The organism is Pantoea sp. X-Soil-TKNS-1280, from assembly GCF_059730475.1.
In genome coordinates this window covers 666,715-689,304 of the sequence record NZ_AP035963.1, presented here as the reverse complement: position 1 = coordinate 689,304, position 22,590 = coordinate 666,715, and the positions used below count along the sequence as shown (strand labels likewise).

21 protein-coding genes are annotated in these 22,590 nt (G+C 55.4%); 8 read left to right on the top strand and 13 right to left on the bottom strand.

The features are described from left to right. The first annotated feature begins 433 nt into the window (after positions 1–433). Together AC6I8X_RS23160 and AC6I8X_RS23155 are read left to right on the top strand one after the other, a co-directional pair. Positions 434–1,810: an aldehyde dehydrogenase family protein gene (locus AC6I8X_RS23160; protein WP_313684939.1), complete on the top strand. Its 1,377-nt coding sequence runs from the start codon at positions 434–436 to the stop codon at positions 1,808–1,810. Between the two features lie 53 nt (positions 1,811–1,863). Further along, the gene (locus AC6I8X_RS23155) at positions 1,864–2,436 is read left to right on the top strand and encodes a nucleotidyltransferase family protein (RefSeq protein WP_497841263.1); all 573 of its coding nucleotides are present in this window, start codon (positions 1,864–1,866) and stop codon (positions 2,434–2,436) included. Here the strand turns inward: AC6I8X_RS23155 and AC6I8X_RS23150 are convergent. From AC6I8X_RS23150 to AC6I8X_RS23130, 5 genes are all read right to left on the bottom strand, one after another. After that, positions 2,420–3,391 (bottom strand): XdhC family protein, encoded by a 972-nt coding sequence (locus AC6I8X_RS23150; protein ID WP_497841262.1) that lies wholly within the window; start codon positions 3,389–3,391, stop codon positions 2,420–2,422. The genes AC6I8X_RS23155 and AC6I8X_RS23150 overlap by 17 nt on opposite strands. Before the next feature lie 14 nt (positions 3,392–3,405). Next, positions 3,406–6,978 carry a molybdopterin cofactor-binding domain-containing protein gene (locus AC6I8X_RS23145; RefSeq protein ID WP_497841261.1) on the bottom strand — a complete coding sequence of 1,191 codons (3,573 nt, stop codon included), beginning with the start codon at positions 6,976–6,978 and terminating at the stop codon, positions 3,406–3,408. After that, positions 6,975–7,502, bottom strand: coding sequence for a (2Fe-2S)-binding protein (locus AC6I8X_RS23140; RefSeq protein ID WP_415860494.1), 528 nt, complete (start codon positions 7,500–7,502; stop codon positions 6,975–6,977). The genes AC6I8X_RS23145 and AC6I8X_RS23140 overlap by 4 nt, the downstream gene beginning before the upstream one ends. Before the next feature lie 44 nt (positions 7,503–7,546). After that, on the bottom strand, positions 7,547–8,008 hold the full coding sequence (locus tag AC6I8X_RS23135; RefSeq protein ID WP_084881182.1) for a MarR family winged helix-turn-helix transcriptional regulator: 462 nt from the start codon (positions 8,006–8,008) through the stop codon (positions 7,547–7,549). Between the two features lie 78 nt (positions 8,009–8,086). Next, a complete protein-coding gene (locus AC6I8X_RS23130) occupies positions 8,087–9,139 on the bottom strand; it encodes a 2,5-dihydroxypyridine 5,6-dioxygenase (protein ID WP_299450472.1) in 1,053 nt (350 codons plus the stop codon). A 324-nt stretch (positions 9,140–9,463) separates the two neighbouring features. Here AC6I8X_RS23130 and AC6I8X_RS23125 point away from each other — a divergent pair, with 324 nt between their 5' ends. The 6 genes from AC6I8X_RS23125 to AC6I8X_RS23100 all read left to right on the top strand — a co-directional run bounded on the left by AC6I8X_RS23125 (position 9,464) and on the right by AC6I8X_RS23100 (position 15,963). Beyond that, positions 9,464–10,609 (top strand): FAD-dependent monooxygenase, encoded by a 1,146-nt coding sequence (locus tag AC6I8X_RS23125; RefSeq protein ID WP_497841260.1) that lies wholly within the window; start codon positions 9,464–9,466, stop codon positions 10,607–10,609. Beyond that, on the top strand, positions 10,609–11,430 hold the full coding sequence (locus tag AC6I8X_RS23120) for an alpha/beta fold hydrolase (RefSeq protein WP_497841259.1): 822 nt from the start codon (positions 10,609–10,611) through the stop codon (positions 11,428–11,430). Before AC6I8X_RS23125 ends, AC6I8X_RS23120 begins: the two co-directional genes overlap by 1 nt. Next, complete coding sequence (locus tag AC6I8X_RS23115; protein ID WP_313683182.1) at positions 11,427–12,179, top strand: maleate cis-trans isomerase family protein; 753 nt, start codon at positions 11,427–11,429, stop codon at positions 12,177–12,179. The genes AC6I8X_RS23120 and AC6I8X_RS23115 overlap by 4 nt, the downstream gene beginning before the upstream one ends. 11 nt (positions 12,180–12,190) lie before the next feature. Then, positions 12,191–12,829 (top strand): N-carbamoylsarcosine amidohydrolase, encoded by a 639-nt coding sequence (locus tag AC6I8X_RS23110; protein ID WP_497841258.1) that lies wholly within the window; start codon positions 12,191–12,193, stop codon positions 12,827–12,829. Between the two features lie 105 nt (positions 12,830–12,934). Next, positions 12,935–14,245 (top strand): MFS transporter, encoded by a 1,311-nt coding sequence (locus AC6I8X_RS23105; RefSeq protein WP_497841257.1) that lies wholly within the window; start codon positions 12,935–12,937, stop codon positions 14,243–14,245. A 461-nt stretch (positions 14,246–14,706) separates the two neighbouring features. Then, positions 14,707–15,963, top strand: a complete 1,257-nt coding sequence (locus AC6I8X_RS23100; RefSeq protein ID WP_497841256.1) for a tyrosine-type recombinase/integrase — start codon at positions 14,707–14,709, stop codon at positions 15,961–15,963. Between the two features lie 15 nt (positions 15,964–15,978). On the opposite strand, the gene AC6I8X_RS23095 is transcribed toward AC6I8X_RS23100, so the two are convergent. The 8 genes from AC6I8X_RS23095 to gamL all read right to left on the bottom strand — a co-directional run bounded on the left by AC6I8X_RS23095 (position 15,979) and on the right by gamL (position 22,588). Then, positions 15,979–17,835 carry a DNA cytosine methyltransferase gene (locus AC6I8X_RS23095; protein ID WP_497841255.1) on the bottom strand — a complete coding sequence of 619 codons (1,857 nt, stop codon included), beginning with the start codon at positions 17,833–17,835 and terminating at the stop codon, positions 15,979–15,981. Beyond that, positions 17,832–18,707 (bottom strand): phage N-6-adenine-methyltransferase, encoded by an 876-nt coding sequence (locus AC6I8X_RS23090; protein WP_497841254.1) that lies wholly within the window; start codon positions 18,705–18,707, stop codon positions 17,832–17,834. Before AC6I8X_RS23090 ends, AC6I8X_RS23095 begins: the two co-directional genes overlap by 4 nt. A gap of 469 nt (positions 18,708–19,176) precedes the next feature. Further along, positions 19,177–19,656, bottom strand: a complete 480-nt coding sequence (locus AC6I8X_RS23085; RefSeq protein ID WP_497841253.1) for a hypothetical protein — start codon at positions 19,654–19,656, stop codon at positions 19,177–19,179. A gap of 171 nt (positions 19,657–19,827) precedes the next feature. After that, entirely contained in the window at positions 19,828–20,019 is a 192-nt protein-coding gene (locus tag AC6I8X_RS23080; RefSeq protein WP_497841252.1) for an ANR family transcriptional regulator, read from the bottom strand. A 2-nt stretch (positions 20,020–20,021) separates the two neighbouring features. After that, a complete protein-coding gene (locus tag AC6I8X_RS23075) occupies positions 20,022–20,282 on the bottom strand; it encodes a helix-turn-helix transcriptional regulator (protein ID WP_497841251.1) in 261 nt (86 codons plus the stop codon). Between the two features lie 60 nt (positions 20,283–20,342). Beyond that, positions 20,343–21,443 (bottom strand): RecT family recombinase, encoded by a 1,101-nt coding sequence (locus AC6I8X_RS23070; RefSeq protein ID WP_497841250.1) that lies wholly within the window; start codon positions 21,441–21,443, stop codon positions 20,343–20,345. 1 nt (position 21,444) lies between these two features. Then, positions 21,445–22,290: a PD-(D/E)XK nuclease-like domain-containing protein gene (locus tag AC6I8X_RS23065; protein ID WP_497841249.1), complete on the bottom strand. Its 846-nt coding sequence runs from the start codon at positions 22,288–22,290 to the stop codon at positions 21,445–21,447. After that, positions 22,280–22,588, bottom strand: a complete 309-nt coding sequence (gene gamL / locus AC6I8X_RS23060) for a host nuclease inhibitor GamL (RefSeq protein ID WP_497841248.1) — start codon at positions 22,586–22,588, stop codon at positions 22,280–22,282. The genes AC6I8X_RS23065 and gamL overlap by 11 nt, the downstream gene beginning before the upstream one ends. Positions 22,589–22,590 lie beyond the last annotated feature (2 nt).

Genomic DNA, 22,590 nt, shown 5'->3' with positions numbered 1-22,590 from the left:
ATTACAGTGAACATTAACACTGTTTATAGTGAACATTCTACTGCTTACAGTGAATATAATACTGATTACAGTGAACACTTTGCTGATTATAGTGAACACGATCACCTTCTCAGCCCTTGGCCGGTGCGGCCTGCGACGATCGGGGATCTCTTTGGATCTCTTTTAGATCTCTCTATGATCTTTCTTAGAGATCTAATCACTGTATAACTGGATAACTCTTTGAAAAACCCAGTTAGAACGTGGAATAAAGCACGATCGGAAATAAAACACCGTCAGCTACATATTCAGGATCCTGACATTAGCCGCACGCAAGTTAAACCCCATATTCTTCTCATAGTGAGAACAACTTTGTCATTAATATTCATTTTTCAATAATCCAGCTGCAGCGTAAGGTAAGCTTCATTGACGACACAAACTCACGATGAAGGTTGTTATGACTGAAAATGTAATCTCACGTAACCCCACCAACGGTGAAACCCTGGCGACATATCCGCTACAAACGCCTGCTGAACTGGAAAACGCACTGCAGCAAAGTGCACAGGCTTTCAACCAGTGGCGTAACACAACATTGGATCAGCGCGTGCTGGTTCTGCGCCAATTAGCAGAACAGATCCGCCAGCGTCAGGATGAGCTGGCCACCATGGCGACTCTGGAAATGGGTAAACCTGTTGCCCAGGCACGCGCTGAAGTACTGAAATGCGCCAACCTGTGTGACTGGTATGCTGAACAAGGCCCGGCGATGCTGGCGGACAAACCGACGCTGGTGGAAAATCAGCAGGCTTGGCAGGCATTTCGTCCGCTTGGTGTGATCCTGGCGGTCATGCCGTGGAACTTCCCATACTGGCAGGTACTGCGTGGAGCAGTAAGCATGTTGCTGGCAGGAAATACTTACCTGCTGAAACATGCCCCCAGCGTAATGGGCTGTGCCAACCTGATGACCAGCCTGTTTGATGCGACCGACCTGCCCAAAGGCGCTTTCAACGTCATCAATGTTGATAACGATGGCGTCTCAGTAGCGATAAAAGATCCGCGCGTTGCCGCAGTTGCCGTTACCGGCAGCGTGCGTGCAGGAGGCGCAATTGCCGCACAGGCGGGTGCTGTCCTGAAGAAAACCGTGCTGGAACTGGGTGGTGCCGATCCTTTTATCGTTCTCGCCGATGCAGATCTGGACGCTGCAGTGGCTTCAGCGGTCACAGGACGCTACCAGAACACCGGACAGGTATGCATGGCGGCCAAACGGTTCATCATTGAAGAAAGCGTCTCTCAAGCGTTTGAGGCGCGTTTTAGCGCAGCGGTGCAGGCACTGAAAATCGGTGATCCGCTGGATGAAGCAACCTATATTGGTCCGATGGCGCGTTACGATCTGCGTGATGAACTGGATAAGCAGGTGCAGCAGAGCATTGCTGAGGGTGCACGTCTGGTCATCGGTGGTCATAAGATCGAAGGTGTGGGTAACTACTATGCGCCGACGATCCTGGCAGATGTGACACCGGCAATGACGGCATTCCAGCAGGAGATCTTTGGCCCGGTTGCCGCGATCACCATTGCTCGTAATGCAGAGCATGCCTTAGAGCTGGCAAACAACAGCGAGTTTGGCCTCAGCGCCACCGTCTGGAGCGGCAATGAAGCAGTCGCTAATGAACTGGCCAGCAAACTGGAAACCGGCGCAGTCTTCATCAACGGCAACGGTGCTTCCGATCCGCGTGTAGCGATTGGCGGCGTGAAGAAAAGTGGTTATGGCCGCGAGTTATCCAGCTTTGGTGTTTACGAGTTCTGTAATATCCAGACGGTATGGAAAAATCGTCGCTAACTTAACCGGGGCACGTGATACTACGTGCCCTGATTTAGCAACCGTCAATTCATATGAACACACCTGGCATCATCATCCTTGCTGCTGGCCTGGGGACACGGTTTACCCGTGCCGGCGGGCAGGGCAATAAACTGCTGGCACCACAGGAAAACCGGCAACCTCTGCTGGCGCTGACGTTGCAACAGGCGCAGGCTTCCGGCTTGCCTTTGCTGCTGGTCACACGTCCTGAATATCACGCGATCCTTGCACTTGCGGAGCAATACCGGGTTCCTGCTATCACCGTTGCCAGTGAAGGCAGTGGCGAAAGCATTGCGGCGGCAGTACGGGAAACGCGAGTCTGGTCAGGCTGGCTCATTCAACCGGGTGATATGGCATGGGTAACGGCACAGGATCACCAACGCGTAGCGGGTCTGCTTACCGCAGGAGCGCAACAGGTGCGTCTGTGTTGGGATCAACTGCCTGGGCACCCGGTAGGCTTTGCGGCACGTTATGGTGAGGCACTGAGTCAGCTCAGCGGTGATAATGGCGCACGCGCCTTGCTGGATCCGACGATCCTGCAAAAAATCAGTGCGCACGCCGGGGTGATTCGTGATGCGGATCTTCCCGGTACTACAAACCATTCCTGACACGAACAATATCCGCCAGCGTCGCGAGGGCGATTTCTCCAGGCGTTTTGCTGCCAATCGGCAAACCGATCGGCGCATGAATCCGTGCCAGCGCCTGTTCGGGTAATCCCCCCAGTTCTGCCAGGCGCTGAAAACGGCGCTGGCTATTCTTCGCCGACCCCATGGCACCAATATAAAACGCTGGCGTATTGACTGCTTCCATCAGCGTCAAATCATCGACGCGTGGATCATGGGTAAGACAAAGGATCGCTGTTCCCGCCGAAGCACCCGATTTTTCCAGATATCGTGCTGGATGTTGGCGAAAACAATGCAAATTATCAGCAGGTTGTACTGCTGCGCATAACTGGTCGAATTCGGCATCACGATGTTCACACACCACCACGCGGAAACCGAGCATCAGCGCCAGACGAATACAATCGTTCGCCACCGCTGAATAACCCGCGATAAACACCGTGGTCACGGCACCAACCGGCAATACCGCACTGTTATCGTCATAGCGCAGCAATGTTTGCGGCGTACCGGGAGCCAGAATCTGCCATTCATGATCGACCCCCAGCGTGATATAGCGCGTCAGCAACGAGCCACCACTGAGCGCGGCCTGCATGGCACTCAGTAACGCCAGCGAGCGTTCCTGAGGCGCAATACATTCCACCAGCACATCCAGGATGCCGCCGCAGGGCAGCTGCACCGGGGGTGCCAGTCCTTCGGCACCGTAACGCACCTGCTCACTTGGCTGCGGATAAGCACCCTGTTGCAGCCGCGCCAGGAAATCCTCCTCAATGCAGCCGCCCGAAAGTGACCCTACCCAGTTGCCTTGCGCGTCAGCCACCAGCATGGCGCCGGGTGAGCGGGGGGCTGACCCCCAGCTATGCAGCACGGTACATAGCCAGATGGTCTTGCCCTGTTGCAGCCACAGCAATGCCTGGTCGATAACGCGTTGATCGAGTGACAACATAGACTTCCTCCGCGTTAGTGGCTGCTGGGATTCGCGCGTACCTGCGCCACTTTTTCCGTTAAGTCAGCCCAGTCTGGCTGGTCCGGGGCATAACGCTGGCGCAGATATGCTGCGATGTCTGCCACCTGCTTATCCGACAAACTGGCAGCAAAGCCCGGCATATAACCGAGTTCATCGGTTGCGGGCTTGTCGATGCCATGCAGCACCACCTGCAACAGATTATCGGGTGTCGCGCTGGTCAGGCTGCTGCTGTTGGCCATGGCCGGACTCACGCCAAACAGCGTCGGCCCACCCTCGCTGGCGCTGTGGCATGCCTGACACGCACCTTTGAACAAGCGTTCCCCGGCAGCAGTGTTCCATGCCGGTTTGATTAACGGCTGCGGCACCGGCTCAGGCATGGCTGTCTGACCATTAATATCCGCCAGATAACTCGCCATCGCCCGCACATCCGCTTCCGGCAGCGTCGCCAGATGGCTTACCACCGGTGCCATTGGCCCGGCAGCAACCCCATGTTTATCGTCATAACCATTCCGCAGATAGTTATAGAGCGAATCCGCTGTCCAGGGTTGTGGCGCTTTGCTGAGCTGATTCAGTGCTGGCGCTTCCCAGCCATCGACCCAGCCACCTGCGAGGAACTGATCGCCGGATTTTTCCGCTCCCATCAGGTTACGCGGGGAGTGGCAGGCTCCACAGTGACCGGCCCCGTTGACCAGATAAGCCCCGCGATTCCATTCGGCGCTTTTAGCCGGATCGTTCTGATATTCACCACTGCGCAGATACAGCGTATTCCAGCCCGCCATCAGGAAACGCATATTGAACGGGAACCGCATGTCATTAGGCGGCGGCGTCTGTTCAACGGCAGGCTGCGACATCAGGTACGCATACAATGCCTGCATATCTTCTTCGCTTAACTGGCGGAAAGAGGTGTAGGGAAACGCCGGATAGAGATGATGACCGTCACGGCTGATGCCCTGGCGCATCGCGCGATCGAAGGCGGTAAAAGACCAGCTACCGATGCCCGTTTGTTTATCCGGCGTGATATTGGTGGTGTAGAGGGCACCAAACGGCGTATCCATCTTCAGACCACCGGCGTTGGTGGCTCCGCCCTCGGTGGTGTGGCACACCGCGCAATCACCGGTAGCGGCCACCTGACGACCGCGCTCCAGCATCTCCATTGACCAGCTACCCGCCTGCGGTGGGGTGACCGGCGCGATAGCCGCACGCCAGGGCAGGGCATTGGTGGCAATGCCGATCGCTGCACCGAGTAAACCCGCCGCACCACCAAAGGCCCATTTACGGCGGCGGGTGGATTTTTTGCGTTGCGGCGCGGGCAATGCGGGTTCGGGTTGCGGGTCCGGTCCGTTCAGTGCCTGGCGCAGTTTGTCCGAGGTGATGGGCAACTCGCGAAAGCGGATCCCGGTGGCGTCAAACACCGCGTTGGCAATGGCGGCCGCGCTGGGAACCGAAGCGGATTCCCCGGCACCGAGCGGAGGCTCATACGGGCGCGGCATCATCATCACATCGATATCCGGCACTTCCGGGAAAGTGAGGATCGGATAACCTCCCCATTCCTGGCTGGCGATCATATTGCTTTCAATCGTCACCTGTTCTTTCAGCACACGGCTGGTGGACTGGATAACGTTGCCGTGGATCTGGTGCTTCACCCCGGCAGGATTGACCATCATGCCCGCATCGTGACCAACGGTTATGCGCGTCACGGCAATTTCGCCGCTCTGCTTATCGATAGCCACATCGGCCACCCAGGCGGCCCAGGCCGCGCCAAAGCCGGGGAATTTGCTGTGGATATAACGCGCATAGGCGAAGCCGCGACCGCGTAACACGCCGGGTTCGCTGGTGTTTTGCATCGGTTCGGTACGTGGCGTCCAGCCTGCACGGTCGGCGGTGGAGCGGATCAACTCAGCGGCGCGTTCGTCCTGGATATAACGCAGCCGGTATTCGACCGGATCGACGCCTGCCGCGTGCGCCAGTTCATCCATATAGGATTCGTGGGCGAAGGTATTTGGCAATGCCGACACGCCACGCATCCATGATGCGCGCACAATCGGAGCCATATCCTCGATGGTGACGCGCATATGCGGAAAGTCGTAAGGTGGGATCGAGGTGCGATCGCCCATCTCGTACGCCAGTGCTACCGGGTCAACGCGTCCGGTCAGCAACAGCGCCAGGGTGGGTGCACCGTTGGAAGGGTAGGAAGTGGTGAAGTCGTAAACATGCGGGTTACCCTCAGCATCGAGGCCGCCATCCACATCCATCAACTGGGCGGTGCCTTTCGGCTCCCAGACGTGTTCCTGCGCGCGCGTCAGCTGCACGCGCACCGGCTTACCGACGGCACGGGAAAGCAGTGCAGCATCCGCTGCCACATCATCCGCGCAGTTGCGGCCATAGCAACCGGCCGCCTCCATGCGGTTCACCTCGATATCACTTTCCGGGATTTCGAACAGCCAGGCGAGGTCAGCACGTAGCAGATGAGGATTCTGGGTACCGCTCCAGACCTGCAAACCCACCTCGTCATAAGCAGCCACCGCACAAGACGGGCCAATCGAGCCATGCAGCTGATACGGCCAGACGTAGTTGCGGGTAAAGCGCTGCGTAACGTTCTCCAGCGCCGTATCAACCTCGCCGGTATCATGCACCACACGCGAGGTGCGGGGGTTATCGCGAATCGCTTTCTCGACGTCGCGCATATCCGGCAGCATATGCTCCCAGGGCTTCCAGCGAACTTTCAGGGTTTCCATCGCGACGATGGCCTGATCTTCGCGTTCCGCCACCACGCCAACAAAATCAGCGATTTGCACCACTTTGACGATACCGTCGAGATGGGCAATGGAGCTTTCATCAATGCTTAGCAGCGAAGTGCCAACAAACTGTCCGGTGTCATACCCGGCATAGGGCGGGCGGATCACCCGGCCATGTAACATCCCTGGCAGGCGCATATCATGCACCCAGGTCAGTTCGCCGGTGGCTTTGGCCGGGATATCGACACGCTGTGAGCTGGTGCCGACTAAGCGATATTCACTGGCGGGCTTTAGCGGCACATCGTCAGCAATAGGTAACTGGCAGCGTTGTCCGTGGACCAGTTGCGCGAAGCTCAGGGTGGTGCCATCTGCCAGGCGAAACTCCCCGGCATCCAGGGTTAATGCATCAGCCGTGACCTGCAAACGCGCTGCTGCCTGCTGGGTTAGCCACTGGCGCGCAACGGCGGCGGCTTTACGCAACGGAACGGCGGAAATCTGTAAGGTGGCGCTGGCGATGGTCGCGCCCTGATTGGGGACGCGGAGCGTATCACCCAGCACCATCTGCACCTGATCCATGCGCAGATTCAGTTCTTCCGCAACGATTTGCGTCAACGCGGTTTTCACCCCAGTGCCGAGATCAACATGGCCGTTAAACGCCCAGACGTTGCCCGCACCATCAATGGCAAGAAACAACGCCAGTTCTTTCGGTTTCAGGCTCGGCGTTTGTCCTTTTGGCACCAGGCCTGGCGGGGGCTGAATCTCATCAACGATCAGCAACACATTATCGGCATCCAGCAACTGCTGCTGGGTGGGGACAGCGGAATGACTCATTGCTGTGCCTCCGCCTGCTGTAAACAGAGTTGCACCGCACGTTTCACCGCACAGAGGATTTCCTGATGGGTGCCACAGCGACACAGATTGCCACTCAGTGCGGAGCGGATTTGCTGGTCACTGGGGCAGGGGAGATCGCGCAACAGCGCGGCGGTGGTCATGATCATGCCATTCAGGCAATAGCCGCATTGTGCGGCCTGTTCATCAATAAACGCCTGCTGCACCGGATGCAGCGCGTCACGGCTTCCCAACCCTTCAAGGGTGGTCACCGCGCGCTGCCGCACGCCATACGCTGGAATGACGCAGGAACGTGCCGCAACGCCATCGATCATCACGGTGCAGGCACCGCATTCGCCGAGGCCGCAGCCATACTTCGGACCGTTAAGCGACAATTCATTACGCAATACCAGTAATAACGAGGTATCGCGGTAGCTGGTAACTTCCCTTTCTTCGCCATTAACCTTCAATGAATAACAGCGTAAACCTGCAGGTGAAACCGGTGTGGCAGACTGTTGTGCCATCATTTTCATTATTGACCGCCTTACCGAGGCGGCTCACTCGCCCCGGGTTATGGCTGGCTCGTGTCGTCCAGCATTTTCCTGAGCAGATAAACCAGCGCGACTCGTTCGGCTGGGTTTAACTGCCCATACGTCATTTCAGTGATGCGAACCGCGTTATCGGTGGTGTGCTGAATCAGCGTCTGTCCGGACTCGGTCAGCATCACAATTACTTTGCGCTTGTCAGTCGGATCGGGACCGAGGCTGACCAGATCGCGGGCTTTTAAGCGTTCAACCACGCCGCGAATGGTGGCCTGATCGACAGCGGTGTAACGGACCAGGTCGTTTTGCGCACTGGGACCGTGGTCGCGCAGCGCACAGAGGGTAATAAATTGCACCGCCGTAATCTGTGAATCACCCACATGTTGCTGAAAAATCGCCACATGACGCTGGTAAACTTTGCGCAGCAGATGGCCAACCTGTTGGGTGTAGTCGTAATTGTCTTCCGCTGAGGAAGTGTGGTCGTGTGACATAAAAAGGTCCTTTTTCCCGGATACTGCCAGGCAGTGTAATGCATTGTCACTGCGCTGACAGCCGCTCCCTGCGCAAGATTAACGTGCGCGCGAGGCTTCCGGTGCCACCACTTCGCCTTCGGCAACCACCAGCAGATCGTCAACTTTGATATCGCAATGACGCAAAGCGATATCCATATGGCAAGGCGTTTTGCGTTTGCCGCCGACTTCGGTATTCGGCCCGGTGGAGAACAGGAAATTGCCGTAAAATGCGCGGGCATCCATACACATGCCATCGTTTTTGTCGTGCAGCCCCATCGCTGTCCACTGCGCACGCGGCTGCAATCCCCAGCCAATATGCGAAATGCCGTACACTTCCGGATCGTTGAAGTAGCCCATGTAATCGCGCAGATATTCCGCTTCAAAGCCACCGTGGATCTTCGTCACAAAACCTTTTTCAATTTCCAGCGTGATACGTTCACGGGCATAGGATTTGAACGGCAGCAGGATGTCGCCTACCTCCAGTACCAGCACCCCTTCCGCCTGATCTTCATTCGGCCAGGTAAACAGGAAACCGCTCGGCCAGTGGTCCCAGCGGCCGGGTTCATCGGCATAACCGTATTCTGTCACCGTCGGGTACTGCCCCAGCGGCGCACGGAAGTCGCTACCCGCCTGCGATTTCACCGTCATCATGCGCGCTTTCTCCAGCACCGCCGCAGCGGCCAGCACACGCGTTTTGTCCTCTTCGGTTGGCAACATTCGTGCCAACACTTCCGGCGGTTCAACAGCCAGCAGGATACGTGTACCGGTTTTCAGGATTTGCTCCTGCTCCGGCGAGTGCAGCAGCATCATGGTATCGACAATCAGGTCCGCTGCTTCCAGCGCTCGCTGGGCCGCGATGTTGCCGGTCAGCGCGGTATCACCGCAGTAGGCGGTCATATCGTTACCCATCGCGGTAGGGTGGTTAAACGACGGCAATTCAACGCAATACACTTTTGCGCCCAATCGTAGTGCAGCGTCGGTCGCAGCCTGCACAGTGCGTGCATCAGAATAGTGACTTTTCAGAATAGCGACGCTCTGGGTGGCATCGACTTTCGACAGACGTAATACCTGCTCAAACATCTGTCCTAACTGACTCTGATTTACAGCCATTGTGGGTTCCTCTCAGGTTAGATGCCAGATGATATCTGGTGGTTAAAACTTCATCTTTTTATAGCGAATACGCTCGATATATTTGTTATAGACGTGTTGCGAAGAAGAGTGCAAGCATTTCTTTTTGTCATAAGAAAAGCCTATTTAACGCAGTGCCAATGCTGTGATTAACATCATGACATGCAGTTTTCACCACAATAACCATTGCAATTCACAAAAAAATAACGCCAATAATTATAGCGTACACACTTAATAATTTGAGTCGGGGTTGAAACAGATACCGCAGGTGTACCTTCAAATCAGCGTGAGTTTTGAGAGGAAAATATGAGCAATATGAAACGCATCGCCATCGTCGGCGCAGGTCTTGGTGGCCTCGCAGCGGGTTCGCTGTTACAAAAAGCGGGCTTCAATGTGCAGGTTTATGAACAGAGTCCGGCGTTTTCCCGTCTCGGGGCAGGTATCCATATGGGGCCGAATGTCCTCAAGGTGTTCCGCCGTATGGGGATCGAGCAGCAGCTGGAAGATCTGGCGTCACATCCGGACTTCTGGTTCAGCCGCGACGGTGAAACCGGGGAGTACCTGTCACGCATTCCGCTGGGGGAGTTTGCCCGCAAAGAATACGGTGCGGCTTATGTCACCGTGCATCGCGGTGATTTGCAGGCGATGCAGATGACCAGCCTGGAGCCAGGTACGGTGCACTTCGGCAAGTGCCTCAGCAGCGTTGAAGACAGCGGCAGCGATGTGGTGTTGCGTTTCCAGGATGGCAGCGAAGAACGTGCCGATATCGTGATCGGTGCCGACGGCATCAACTCAAAACTGCGTGAACACCTGCTGGGTGCAGAAGCGCCGACCTACAGCGGCTGGGTGGCGCACCGCGCGCTGATCCGTGGCGAACAGCTGCGCAAATACAACCTCAATTTCGAAGATTGCGTGAAGTGGTGGTCGGAAGATCGTCACCTGATGGTTTACTACACCACCAAATCACGCGACGAGTATTACTACGTTTCCGGGGTGCCGCATCCGGCGTGGGATTTCAAAGGCAGCTTTGTCGAAAGCAGCCAACAGGAGATGCTGGACACTTTCGGCCATTACCATCCGGTGGTGCAGGCGCTGATCGAATGCAGTGAAAACGTCACCAAATGGCCACTGCTGAATCGCCAACCGCTGCCGGTGTGGAGTGAAGGGCGCATCGTATTGCTGGGTGACGCCTGCCATCCGATGAAGCCGCACATGGCACAGGGGGCGGCGATGGCGATCGAAGATGCGGCGATGCTGGCGCGCTGCCTGACTGAAACCGGTCTGGAGGACTACAGCACCGCGTTCCGTCTGTATGAAGTCAACCGTAAAGAACGTGCTTCACGCGTACAATCCGTCTCCAACGCCAACACCTTCCTGCGTACTCAGGAAGATCCGGCCTGGGTTTACGGCTATGACGTCTTTGCCGCACCGCTGAAAAGCGAGGGGGCGTGATGAGCACGTTCATCAGTGGTGGACAGGTGCAGGCGAACGGCATTCGCCAGCATTATCTGCGCTACGGTGGTAAAGGCCCGACGCTGATTCTGGTGCCTGGCATCACCAGCCCGGCCATTACCTGGGGTTTTGTCGCAGAGGTATTGGGTCAGCAGTTTGATACCTGGGTGCTGGATGTGCGCGGGCGTGGCTTATCCAGCAGCGGTGAAGGGCTTGAGTACGGTACCGAAAGCTGTGCCGATGATATCAACGCGTTTGCCAGCGCGCTGGGTCTGACGCAGTACCATCTGGTCGGTCATTCGATGGGGGCGCGTTTTATTATGCGCGCGGCCGTCAAGCAGCCTGAGGGCGTGTTATCGCTGTCGCTGATTGACCCGCCGGTATCGGGACCGGGGCGTCGTCTCTATCCTGGGCAGTGGCCGTGGTATCAGGACTCGATCCGTGAGGCGGAGCAGGGCATGGACGCGGAAGCGATGAAGAAATATTGTCCGACCTGGACCGAAGAACAACGTCAGCTACGAGCAGAATGGCTGCATACCTGTTATGAACCGGCGATTCGTCGTGCCTATGACGATTTCCATCAACTCGATATCCATCAATATTTCCGTCAGTTGCCTGCCAAAACCCTGCTGATGGTGGCAGGCAAGGGCGGGGTGATCCTGCCGGAAGATGAGGCAGAGATCCGCGAACTGCTGCCAGCTATCGAGATTGTTCACGTTGAAAACGCCGGTCATATGATCCCGTGGGATGATTTTCCTGGCTTCTTTGCTGCCTTTGGTTCTTTCCTCGGCGCAACCCTGCAACCGGAGGCCCAGCCATGAGCCGTCAATATCGTATCGGCCAGATTGTGCCGAGTTCAAACATCACCATGGAAACGGAAATCCCGGCCATGTTACAGGCGCGTCAACTGATTCGTCCGGAGCGTTTTACTTTTCATTCCAGCCGTATGCGCATGAAACACGTCAATAAAGATGAGCTGGCGGCGATGGATAAGGAGTCGGACCGTTGCGCGCTGGAACTGTCGGACGCACAGGTTGATGTGCTCGGCTATGCCTGTCTGGTGGCGATCATGGCGATGGGGCCGGGTTATCACCGCCAGTCACAGCAACGTCTGACGGCGGTTACGCGGGAAAACGATGCGCTGGCCCCGGTGATCACCAGCGCCGGTGCGCTGGTGGATGCGCTGCACATCATGGGTGCGAAAAAAATCGCGCTGGTGGCACCTTATATGAAGCCGCTGACTGAGCTGGTGGTGGATTACATTCAGCGCGAAGGCGTTGAAGTCAAAGTCTGGCGAGCGCTGGAAATTGCCGATAACCTCGCGGTCGCCCGTCACGATCCCAGCAATTTGCCGGGCATTGTTGCTGATATGCCGCTTGATGACGTAGATGTTGTGGTGTTGTCGGCCTGTGTACAAATGCCTTCCCTGCCAGCGGTTGCCAAAGTGGAAGCGCAGACCGGTAAACCGGTGATCACCGCCGCGATCGCCACCACCTACGCGATGCTCAAGGCGCTGGAGCTGGAACCGGTGGTACCCGGAGCCGGTGCGTTGCTGTCCGGAGCCTGGTAAGGAGAAACGTGATGACACAAAGCGCCAGTGACAATTACGCCGGTGTCTGGGGCAACCGTATTGGTTTTGGCAAGCGTCCCGCGCTGCTGATGATCGATTTTCTGCAAGGCTACACCACCGAGGGCGCGCCTTTATTTGCGCCGGGCGTGGTGGAGGCGGTGCGGGAATCAGAAGCACTGCTGGCGACGGCGCGCCGTTGCGATATTCCGGTGATCCACACCCAGATTCGTTATCACCCACAGCACCAGCGTGACGGCGGTATATGGGTACAGAAAGCGCCGGTGATGCGCGACATGGTGGAAGGCAATCCGCTGGCGGCGTTCTGCCCGGAAGTGTTGCCGTTGCCGGAGGAAGTGGTGATCACCAAGCAATATGCCAGCGCTTTTTTTGGCACCGCACTGGCATCGCTGTTGGTGACGGAAGGCATCGATACCCTGATTATCGCCGGTTGTTCCACCAGCGGCTGCGTGCGCGCCAGCGCCGTGGACGCTCTGCAATACGGCTTTCGCGCCATGGTGGTACGTGAATGCGTCGGCGATCGCCACGCTGCCCCGCATGAAGCCAACCTGTTTGACATCGACAGTAAGTACGGCGATGTGGTGTCCAAAGCCACAGTGCTTAAATATCTCGGACAGTTCAGCGCCCGTTAAGGGCGCTTATTCACCTGCACGGAGTGCGCACAAAGAACAGGTTTCGCTGGTAAGCGAAACGCATAACAACATGCCCATCAGGGTTTATTGCGCCCGGAGAAAATCATGACTGTTGCTACAACCCGTCCTGCTGTGCTGGCAGCCGAGGACACTGCCGCGATTTACCGCAAGATCACCTGGAAACTGATTCCTTTTCTCTGTTTGTGTTACCTGGCGGCGTATCTGGACCGTATCAATATCGGCCTGGCGAAGCTGCAAATGGCGAGCGATCTGTCGCTGAGTGAAACCGCGTTTGGCCTTGGAGCCGGGCTGTTTTTTGTCGGTTATATTCTGTTTGAAGTACCGAGCAACCTGATTCTGCAACGTGTTGGCGCAAAGATCTGGATTGCGCGCATCATGATCACCTGGGGTTTACTCTCCACCGCGACGCTGCTGGTGCAGACGCCGATGCAGTTCTACATTGTGCGTTTTTTACTTGGCGCGGCAGAAGCCGGGTTCCTGCCGGGGGTGTTGTTCTATCTGACGAAATGGTTCCCATCGTGGCGTCGCAGCCGCATCATCGCGCTGTTTATGATTGGTCTGCCGCTCTCCAGTTTGATTGGTGGGCCGCTTTCCGGCTGGATCATGGGCAATTTCCATGAAGTTTACGGCCTGCGCGGCTGGCAATGGTTGTTCCTGCTGGAGGGTATCCCGAGCGTGCTGCTGGGTGTGATGACCTTCTGGCTGCTGCCGAACAGCGTGGAAAGCGCCAGCTGGCTCAGTGAAGATGAAAAACAGGCGGTGCAGCGCGAGCTGGCCACCGACGAAGGTGAAGCGAAAGGGGTGAAACATCGTCTGCGCGATGGCCTGCTGAATATCCGCGTGGTGATGCTGGGTGGGATCGACTTCTCCATTCTGCTGAGCGCCTATGCGATGGGCTTCTGGATGCCGACCTTTATTAAAAACGCCGGAACCACTGATATCGCCACAATTGGCTATCTGACGGCGATCCCCAGCCTGGCGGCGCTGATCGGGATGCTGGTGATTGGCAGCAGTTCGGACCGGACGCGTGAACGCCGCTGGCATATCATCGTGCCGTTTATTGTTGGCGCAGCGGCGATGGGAGCCAGTACCTTTTTCTCCCATAACGTGATGATGACGGTGCTGTTGTTCTCCGTGGCGCAGGCGATGATCATTGGTGCCGTGCCGGTATTCTTCAGCCTGCCAGCCACCTTCCTGAAAGGCACGGCGGCAGCGGCAGGCTTTGCGCTTGCCTGTTCCATCGCCAACATTGCCGGACTGGTCAGTAACTCAGTGATGGGTATCGCGCTGGATCTTACCGGCAGTGGCAACGGCGCGCTGTGGTTCTTCGCGGTTTGTCTGTTGCTGAGCTGCCTGCTGGTCATCGCCTTACCGGCGAAACTGGTTAACCGTTAAACTTATTCTTTCCTAAAACCTGCGCGATGAATCGCGCCGCTACGAGCCAGTGCGTATCTGTAGCGGCGCGATTTATCGCGCATTTTTTTGTCTGTTAACCATCGGTTAAAATTATGTGGGGTAGGTCAAACTATCAGCCAATGGTATTATAAAGGTATTGTCACTGGTGTTAGATTGGTTCTACCAACACCGGGGAGTGAGTTCGATGAAAAATACAATGCCAAAACTGTCGTTCATGATGTTTCTCGTATTGTGTCCTGTCATTATATGACGATTGACTACGAATGATATAACCGCCCTCATGCGTTGCTACATCTGACGATGGTCTTTGTAACGATTGTCATCGATCGGTGAAAGCGTCAATTTTTTGTCGGTATCTTTGACGGTATTAACCAATTTGGTTACTCTCGCATTATTTACCGTCACCATATTGGTGATGGTCATTTTGCGGGATTTTCCTCATGCTCACCGATACCAGACTTAAGAACCTCAAACCAGGCAACAAACCTTACAAGGTTACTGATCGCGAAGGGATGTATGTTTCTGTTCAGCCCGGAGGTACCATCTCATTCCGTTACGATTATCGTTTCAATGGCCGTCGGGAGACGCTGACGATCGGTAAGTATGGTGCTGACGGTATCACCCTGGCGGAAGCCAGAGAGCAACTCAATACCGCTAAAAAGATGATCGCATCAGGTGTGTCACCAGCAGCCGCAAAGAAGTACGGGAAACTGCAGGCTGCTGGAGTAGAGCGCCTCAGCGTATTCATTGAAAAATATATGGCGCATGCCACCTTGGCAGCCAGCACCAGGGCGATGAAAGAATCGATCATCAATCGCGATATCCTGCCGCACCTCGGCAAAAAGCTCATGACTGAGATTAACATTCACATGGTGCGTGATTTGTGTGACCGGATAGTAGCCCGTGGTGGCAGAGCAACTGCTGTGCAGGTACGCGAAATCATATCTGCCGTATACCGTCATGCCATCGATCGCGGGCATGAGTTCCATAACCCGGCAGACAGAATAAAGGGCACATCGATTGCCACGTTTAAGCCCCGGAAAAACTCCCTGACACCGAAAGAAATCGGGGTGCTGTTTCGCACTCTCGATCAGGTTTCCACGATGCCGACATTGCGGATGGCATTGCGGCTAATAATGCTGACCATGGTGAGGAAAAGCGAGCTAACGGATGCCGTGTGGAGTGAAATCGATTTTGATAAAAACCTGTGGCAGATCCCCGCGGAGCGAATGAAAGGGAGCAGGGTGCATCTTGTTCCGCTATCCCGACAGGCGAATGACATACTTGTTGCGCTGGAGATGTGTGCCAGCGGCAGCAGCTTTCTGTTATGCGGACGATATGACGTGGCGAAGCCAATTTCTAATGCAGCGCTGAACCGTGTACTTAAGGCAACGATTTTATTGTCAGATGAAAACGGGGAAGGGTTGGGGGATTTTTCGGTGCATGATATGAGGCGTACTGCCAGCACGCTGTTGCATGAGGCAGGATACCCATCAGACTGGATTGAAAAGAGTCTGGCCCACGAGCAGAGAGGTGTGCGCGCTGTGTACAACAAAGCGGAATACCTTCCGCAACGCACATACATGCTGCAGCAGTGGGCCGACATGGTGGATGGGTGGATTGACGGTAGCATTGATGATCTAGTGCCATTCTCTCCGATGAAATTTGAACATTGGATGGCACATAGGTCTGACTGATTATCGAGGAATACTTCAGGCGATTTTGCCATGTGACAAAGGAAAGCACATTTCCGGCAGATTGGCACGAACCAGTGCCTCAGCAAACGGTGGCGGCACGGCGTTACCACAGCGGGCAACCTGCTTGTCTTTAGCGTATTTCACGCCACGATAATCACGGTCAATGACATACCAGGAAGGGAAGCCCTGGGCGGCGTAGAGTTCATGCGGCTGCAACATGCGCATGCCTATATCAACTATCTGGTAATCGATACCCTCAACCGTCACCAGGCCGAACCGGTCGTTGGTGGTAACAGTGCCCAGCGGATCGCTCAGGCCAACGCCGCCTTTCTCGTTACCGTAATACTTCATCAGGAAGGCCCGGACCTCGCCAAAGTGGTTGCCCCCGGCGGTGATCGTTTGAAGAGGTTCATCCGCTTTCTGCCCGGTGTTGGTACCGCGCATCTTTACCAGATTAGAAGTGACCAGCGCGTGGTGATTGCCGGTTGTCACGGTATGGGTGGGATCGTCAACCGAACCGCCCGGGTGACCGGTGTTATTCACCATGATATTTGCTGTCACCAGTGCGTGGTGATCCGTGGTGGTTACCGTATGTGCTGGCGCATCCATCGCCGCACCGGGTCCGGTGTAGTTGCCGCCGAAGTGCTTCGCCAGAAAGGTGGTGACCAGAGCGCTTTTACCACCACCGCCAGCGGTTACCGTTCCTGCTGGTTCATCTACTGGATGACCGATGCTGCTGCCGAACTGACGGGAAACAAACGGTGATAGCTGTGCCTCAACAATTCCCAGTGCATGACCATTTCCGCCCGGGCGCTGTGATGTCCCAGCCGTTACGGTGGGCGCTGGCTCGGTAAGCTCCAGCCCTGTAGCGCCGGTCCGGAATTTAGTCAGATGTGGCGTGACAACTGCATAGCCATGGGTTTGCGTGATAGTTTTCAGCGGTTCTTCCAGCGACTGCCCGCGGAAACAGTCGTATTTCGTTCGGTTGCTGGTGTGGTTGCACTTCACGATGAACGGCGTCGGATTGTCCAACACAAAGCGCTGGATACCGCGCGCAATGCGTTTCATCGTGTTTTCTGCCAGCGGCTTGCTACGCCCGAAAATGCTGGGGCAGGGGATCGACCAGTCAATACACTCTGCTGCTGTGCGCCACGGCTTCAGGTGCCCTGACTGAACCGCCAGGCTTTTCGGGTCTCCATGCGTTGGCTGAGGCCATGTAACTGGCTGAGAGTCGCAGCGCATTACCATGAAGAAGCGTTTGCGGATTGTCGGCGCGCCGTAGTCGCAGGCGCGCAACTCGCGGTGTTCGACGGCATAACCCAGCCCGGCTGTCAGACGGTGCGCATCATCGCTGTGACGGCCAATATTCAGGAACTCGCACACCTCATCCAGTGCCGGGTGATCAGCAGGAACGCCGGTGCTGAGCATTCCAACGAATGCCGCGAATGTTTCACCTGCGCGCGCCGGGTCTGGCCGGTCTTCATCAGTGAGCAGCGGCCCCCAGGTTTTGAACTCTTCCACGTTTTCCAGCATCACAACGCGTGGCCGCTTCGCCAGCGCCCAGCGGATCACAATCCACGCCAGCCCCCGAATCTCCTTTTTAACCGGCTTGCTGCCCTTGGCTTTGCTAAAGTGGCGGCAGTCCGGCGAGAACCAGGCGAGGCCGACCGGTGCGCCAGCGGTGGCTGCTATCGGGTCAATATCAAACACCGATTCACAGTAATGCAGGGTATCGGGGTGGTTGGTGGTGTGCATGGCGATCGCGTTGGGGTCGTGATTGATTGCGATATCCACGCTGCGGCCGGTAGCCATTTCAATTCCGGTGCTGGCCCCGCCGCCACCGGCAAAATTATCGACGATGATTTCCCTCATTGGGCGTGCTCTCCGAATGTGGCTGTAAGTGATTGTGCTGTGGCAATGATTTCGGCTGACGGCTGGCGCTCCAGTAGCATGCGATTGATGTGGTGCTTTACCTTGCGCTGGTGGTCGGTGGCTAGGCTGCCGAGTTGCGGCAACTGCCCGGCCAGCAACTGAACTTCAGAGGGCCAGATGTCGTTGTCTGTTTCCGGCATGACGGGTATTGATTGTGCTGCTGGAATCATCCGGGCCGCCGCCCGCTCGATGTGCGCTATCAACAAGGATCCGCGCCTTTCCAGTTCGTCGCGGCTGACATAATCGAACTTTGGCCCGCGCCACGTTTTATCGAATACCGCGATGGCCGCGCCGAAACCGGCGGATGATTCTTCCGGCTCTCCCGGTTCTGGCCTGTACCAGGTGGGTAGATCAAAGCTGATACGCCCACGGATGAAAGAAACGTGATCTGCATCTTCCGGCCACCAGACCTCTGCGGTTGCTGCTTTGATGAGAAACACATAGCGCCCGCCAGCCTCGCGCATCGCCAGCGTATGAGCGATGATGTGGCGCATGCCGGTGATGTAGTGCCCCTCATGCTGGCTGGCGCGGCTGTATGGCGGGTTGGCGTAGGCAGCTCCATTCAGTTCCGCCAGGCTATCTGACCAGTCCTGCACCAGCGCGTTATCCTCAGCGGTGTAAAACGCATCGCATTTGGCGTTGCTGGGATCGGCGAACAGGTCCAGCACGAACGGCCCGAACATTGAATTGATTCCCCACCAGAGCGGATCAGGCGTGCGCCACTGATCGCCAACCTGTTTAAGTTTGTGGGTTGGCTGGCCGCGTAGCGCCTCCAGCGCTGCGCAGTATGGGTTGATGGTGTTATCGGTCATTGTTTTGACACCTCCTGTCAGCGCTGAGTTTTTTTATTTAAATCAATCTGATGGTAAGAGCAGAAATCCAGCACATACGGGCATTCAGTCGGGCTTTCTGTTCCGTTTACAACGTCGCAGCCGCCCTCATGGAGGCAATTGCAGTTCTGGCAACCGAGACGGTTTTCAAAGCAGTTTTTAGCCATGTGGTACCCATTGCACCGGCCGCCAGTGAACCGGTGCGGGAAGTCATAAGCGGAGCACCAGCAGGTAACCTGTCTGCCGCTCCAGTAGGCTTTCCCGATGGCAATTGAGTTTTCATAGACTCACCTCACTGGAGATAAAGCTCTGCGGTAAATGCCGCGATGAGCAGGAGGATCCACACGCCAGCAATAGCGGCGGCATCATAGAAAGGTTGGTGGCGCGTATAGTGCGCACTGAGACGTTTTTTCATAGGGGAGGGACCAAAAAGAAACCCGCTCGGGGCGGGTTATTCGAAAGTCCAGGTTTCCGTTTCGGCGTTATGCCCAAAGTTGTAGTCAATGATGGGCTGAGTTCTATCGAGCGCTTTCAATTCACTGACAACTGTTTCAACCACAGCAATATCCTGCCTTAGCCGCATAAGGTGGTATTTCTTACGCCTCAGTAAACTCTCAAGAGCTAATTGCTTAGACGGGAAGGCAAATGATCGCTCAGCACACTTCGCAACCTTTTTGATTGCGTATCGGCTTTGCTTATTCTTCCATTCTGATAGCCACCTGGCTGAATCTGGCCTTACGTTGCCTCGCAGGCCTAGCCAGTGCGCTGGGACTATCCAGGCATAATGATCAGTCTGGTGAAAGGCAATGTATTGCAAGGCGTAAACCTTAATACCATCCTCTTCAACAGTTGCCTGATATTTCCAGTAAACAGGCATACCATCATGGAATGAGTCAGATTCAGGAAACGGAACGCTCCAAGATTTCATCATACTAACCTCTCTTAATTATCTTCCCCACTTTCAGGCGTGAATGTTGAAATGGATAATTAGCTGTGAAATGAAATAAATCACAGCAACCCAACACAAAGTGCTCAGCGATATAACGCCAAACCATGATTTAGCCCTGAAAGTCATAGTGCCTCCGGGAATAAAAAAGGCCGCTTACGCGGCCACGTTGTTTATTTCGCGCTGTGCCATCTTGTTGCAGAAGTCGGCGCGGTTAATTGCCCACTCTTGGTTGATGCCATTCACGCGTGTGCTAGCTTCAGACCAGAATCGGGCTGCCTCTGTAAATTTCCCTTCCCGCTCACAACTGGCGGCATTGTTGGAAAAATTTTTGAATGCTATAGCCATGATTAACCTGCCATGCGCATGTTATTGCGCTTCTGATGGTTGGGGTTGGCTTTGAATTTCGCAGCCATTGAGGGGTCAGCTTCTGCTGGGTTTTGCTCACGATGATCAAGCCAAGCTTCAACCTTGTCGCGGTTCCATGCGACGGTGCGATTGGTTAACTGGAAGCGCTTGGGAAACTCCCCTCGTTCTTCCAGCTGGTTAATCGTGTATTCAGATAACGGAACCATCTGCAGCAGTTCCTGCTTACGGATTGCACCTTTCATAGATTTTCTCCAAAGAAAAAGGGGGCCATGTGGCCCCCCTGTTGCTTTCACTGGTGTTGGTTAAATGTATTCGGCACGCATATCGCCGAGGGTAATGCTGAAGCCTTCGTGCAACTCTTCACCCAGCGCACCTTTAAGCCGCTGCAGGTCAGCTTCTACCTTCTGAAACGTTTCTTTTGCATCAGGTGCGTTAGAATCCAGACTGTTGATTGCTGCCTCTATTTGGCGACGGGCATCATGGTGCTTGTAGGCTTTGGTTGCACGGGCGCGGAGGGATCGGAAAGTGGATTCTGTTAACGCATCTTTGTACTGGTTTAACTTCTCACCAATAGCCTGAGCGCTTTTCAGCGAATCTACCGCCTCTAACTCTTCCTGCAAACCAGCTACCAGCACGTCATCATCGAGGTGGTTGCCTGTTTCGGCCTGACTGCTGTTGTTGTTGCCGATCAGGTTGTTCAGATCGTTGGTGCTGCTCTGTGGTGTAATGTCGCGCTCGGTGCGCGGTACTTCATCAAGCTCATCAGGCGTATAAACGCCGAGGATCACCTCCGGGCAATACAAACGGCCCCAGTATTTAACGCCGAGATATGCAATCTGCTGTTTAGGGTTTGTCACCCACAGCGGCGAATTTCGCACCACAATACCGGATAGGTGAATTGGCTCGCACCAGGTGATCTCCGTTTCACCGCGTAAGCGCGCACCCACACGTATTGTCAGCCCTTCTTCATCTTCATCAGACCAGGCTTTAACCCGCTCGACTTTGTCGTAAGTTCCCCCACCCTTTGCGGGCTTTTTCACCGTAACCTCTTTAGTTTTGGTGCACTTTGACCAGTCGCCTGCGTATTCATAATGGAACCGACCGACGATAACGTTTGAACTGGATATCACCGCATTTACCAGTTGCGCTTCATAACCCAACACACCGTTAATGACGTGGGTTTTCTGCGCGACAGCGTAGGGATTCATTCCCCATTGCATTGCCTGCATTACAACGGCCATACAGTCGGCGGGTTTTCCAACAAAATGCGCCGGCACGCTAATGGTTGAGTCGGCCATGAGGTTGGCGAAAGTTGTTAACTGGCTCAGCGCCTGCGGGTTGAATACCGCATTGCTTGCGCTCACTGTTGATGGCTGGTTACTGACTTCGACTAAATCATTCATATTACTGTTCCTGTTTCCGTGCCCAGTAAGGGCGGCGAAGTTCTTCGACGCCGCCCCAGCTGTTGCTGATGCGGCACTGGTGATAGGTACGCAAATCGCGTCTGTAAAGCTCGTGGCCAGCGGCGGCATCATCCGCATGTAACTGGAAAACCCGCACCGGATATCGCCCACAGTCAATGCTTTCGCTGACTGCGATAAATACAAACTGCGGGTATTCGTTGAAGTGCTGCCAGAATCCTTCACAGTACATTGCGTGCTGTACGTGATACCGAAACTCTTCGACGTGGCGCGCGAATCGCGCCATATCCGCCACTTTCTTCACGTCTACGATTACCGGCTGCCCGGTGAGGAACCGATCCGGACGGATGCGGCATAGTTCGCCTGTTTCTTCATCATCCCAGTAGATTGAGGCTTCCTGGTGACCTTCCGATTCCATCAGCCAGCGTGCGGCAGGGTGGGCGAATACGCTGTCTCGCATAATCATCAGTTTTCGGTGGTCTTCATGATCAAGCACTGTTTTGCCGGTTTCCCGGCAATCATCCAGAAATTTAGCCTCAGCATCCTTCCCGGCATTTGTTCGGCGATTGAACTTCGGCGCTTTGATAAAACGCTGATCGAATTCCTGCGGCTCCAGGAGTAAGCAGTGGAGGGCAGTACCCATATCGAGCGCTTGAAGCTTTTCCTCATCTTGAGGCGCACTCTTACGCCACTGATACACCGCCGGGTTAATGGCAATGTCGTCCAACTGTGATTTACTGACACCGGCACCTGAGTGATACGCCTCGTTGCTGATGTCAAAATAAATTCCCGGATCAACCGGGCTTAAAAGTGGGGGATTAGTGGTCATTGCTGTGGACCTCATCAAACATTTTTGCACCGAGGAATCCACGCAGTTTCCAGTCATCCTCAGCCTGAGCGATGCAGATGCGGTGTACCATATCCGCATATGCGTCCTGCGCCTCATCGAGCAGCATTCCGGGCAGACCCCGGAACTGGAACGGATTAGCCAGCGTAGTCAGGTCTTCCGGCCATTTAGATTTAAGTTCTTCAGCTCGGTCGTTGATCCATTCTTCGCGCTGCAGCTGGTCTTCAAACATCTGCTGGCGATGATCTTCCGCGATATAGTTATTAGCGTAAGCTCCCATAA

Coding starts and splice junctions, on each gene's coding strand:
- AC6I8X_RS23160 (WP_313684939.1), top strand. CDS start 434: ATGACTGAAAATGTAATCTCACGTAACCCCACCAACGGTGAAACCCTG.
- AC6I8X_RS23155 (WP_497841263.1), top strand. CDS start 1,864: ATGAACACACCTGGCATCATCATCCTTGCTGCTGGCCTGGGGACACGG.
- AC6I8X_RS23150 (WP_497841262.1), bottom strand. CDS start 3,391: ATGTTGTCACTCGATCAACGCGTTATCGACCAGGCATTGCTGTGGCTG.
- AC6I8X_RS23145 (WP_497841261.1), bottom strand. CDS start 6,978: ATGAGTCATTCCGCTGTCCCCACCCAGCAGCAGTTGCTGGATGCCGAT.
- AC6I8X_RS23140 (WP_415860494.1), bottom strand. CDS start 7,502: ATGATGGCACAACAGTCTGCCACACCGGTTTCACCTGCAGGTTTACGC.
- AC6I8X_RS23135 (WP_084881182.1), bottom strand. CDS start 8,008: ATGTCACACGACCACACTTCCTCAGCGGAAGACAATTACGACTACACC.
- AC6I8X_RS23130 (WP_299450472.1), bottom strand. CDS start 9,139: ATGGCTGTAAATCAGAGTCAGTTAGGACAGATGTTTGAGCAGGTATTA.
- AC6I8X_RS23125 (WP_497841260.1), top strand. CDS start 9,464: ATGAGCAATATGAAACGCATCGCCATCGTCGGCGCAGGTCTTGGTGGC.
- AC6I8X_RS23120 (WP_497841259.1), top strand. CDS start 10,609: ATGAGCACGTTCATCAGTGGTGGACAGGTGCAGGCGAACGGCATTCGC.
- AC6I8X_RS23115 (WP_313683182.1), top strand. CDS start 11,427: ATGAGCCGTCAATATCGTATCGGCCAGATTGTGCCGAGTTCAAACATC.
- AC6I8X_RS23110 (WP_497841258.1), top strand. CDS start 12,191: ATGACACAAAGCGCCAGTGACAATTACGCCGGTGTCTGGGGCAACCGT.
- AC6I8X_RS23105 (WP_497841257.1), top strand. CDS start 12,935: ATGACTGTTGCTACAACCCGTCCTGCTGTGCTGGCAGCCGAGGACACT.
- AC6I8X_RS23100 (WP_497841256.1), top strand. CDS start 14,707: ATGCTCACCGATACCAGACTTAAGAACCTCAAACCAGGCAACAAACCT.
- AC6I8X_RS23095 (WP_497841255.1), bottom strand. CDS start 17,835: ATGAGGGAAATCATCGTCGATAATTTTGCCGGTGGCGGCGGGGCCAGC.
- AC6I8X_RS23090 (WP_497841254.1), bottom strand. CDS start 18,707: ATGACCGATAACACCATCAACCCATACTGCGCAGCGCTGGAGGCGCTA.
- AC6I8X_RS23085 (WP_497841253.1), bottom strand. CDS start 19,656: ATGATGAAATCTTGGAGCGTTCCGTTTCCTGAATCTGACTCATTCCAT.
- AC6I8X_RS23080 (WP_497841252.1), bottom strand. CDS start 20,019: ATGGCTATAGCATTCAAAAATTTTTCCAACAATGCCGCCAGTTGTGAG.
- AC6I8X_RS23075 (WP_497841251.1), bottom strand. CDS start 20,282: ATGAAAGGTGCAATCCGTAAGCAGGAACTGCTGCAGATGGTTCCGTTA.
- AC6I8X_RS23070 (WP_497841250.1), bottom strand. CDS start 21,443: ATGAATGATTTAGTCGAAGTCAGTAACCAGCCATCAACAGTGAGCGCA.
- AC6I8X_RS23065 (WP_497841249.1), bottom strand. CDS start 22,290: ATGACCACTAATCCCCCACTTTTAAGCCCGGTTGATCCGGGAATTTAT.
- gamL (WP_497841248.1), bottom strand. CDS start 22,588: ATGGGAGCTTACGCTAATAACTATATCGCGGAAGATCATCGCCAGCAG.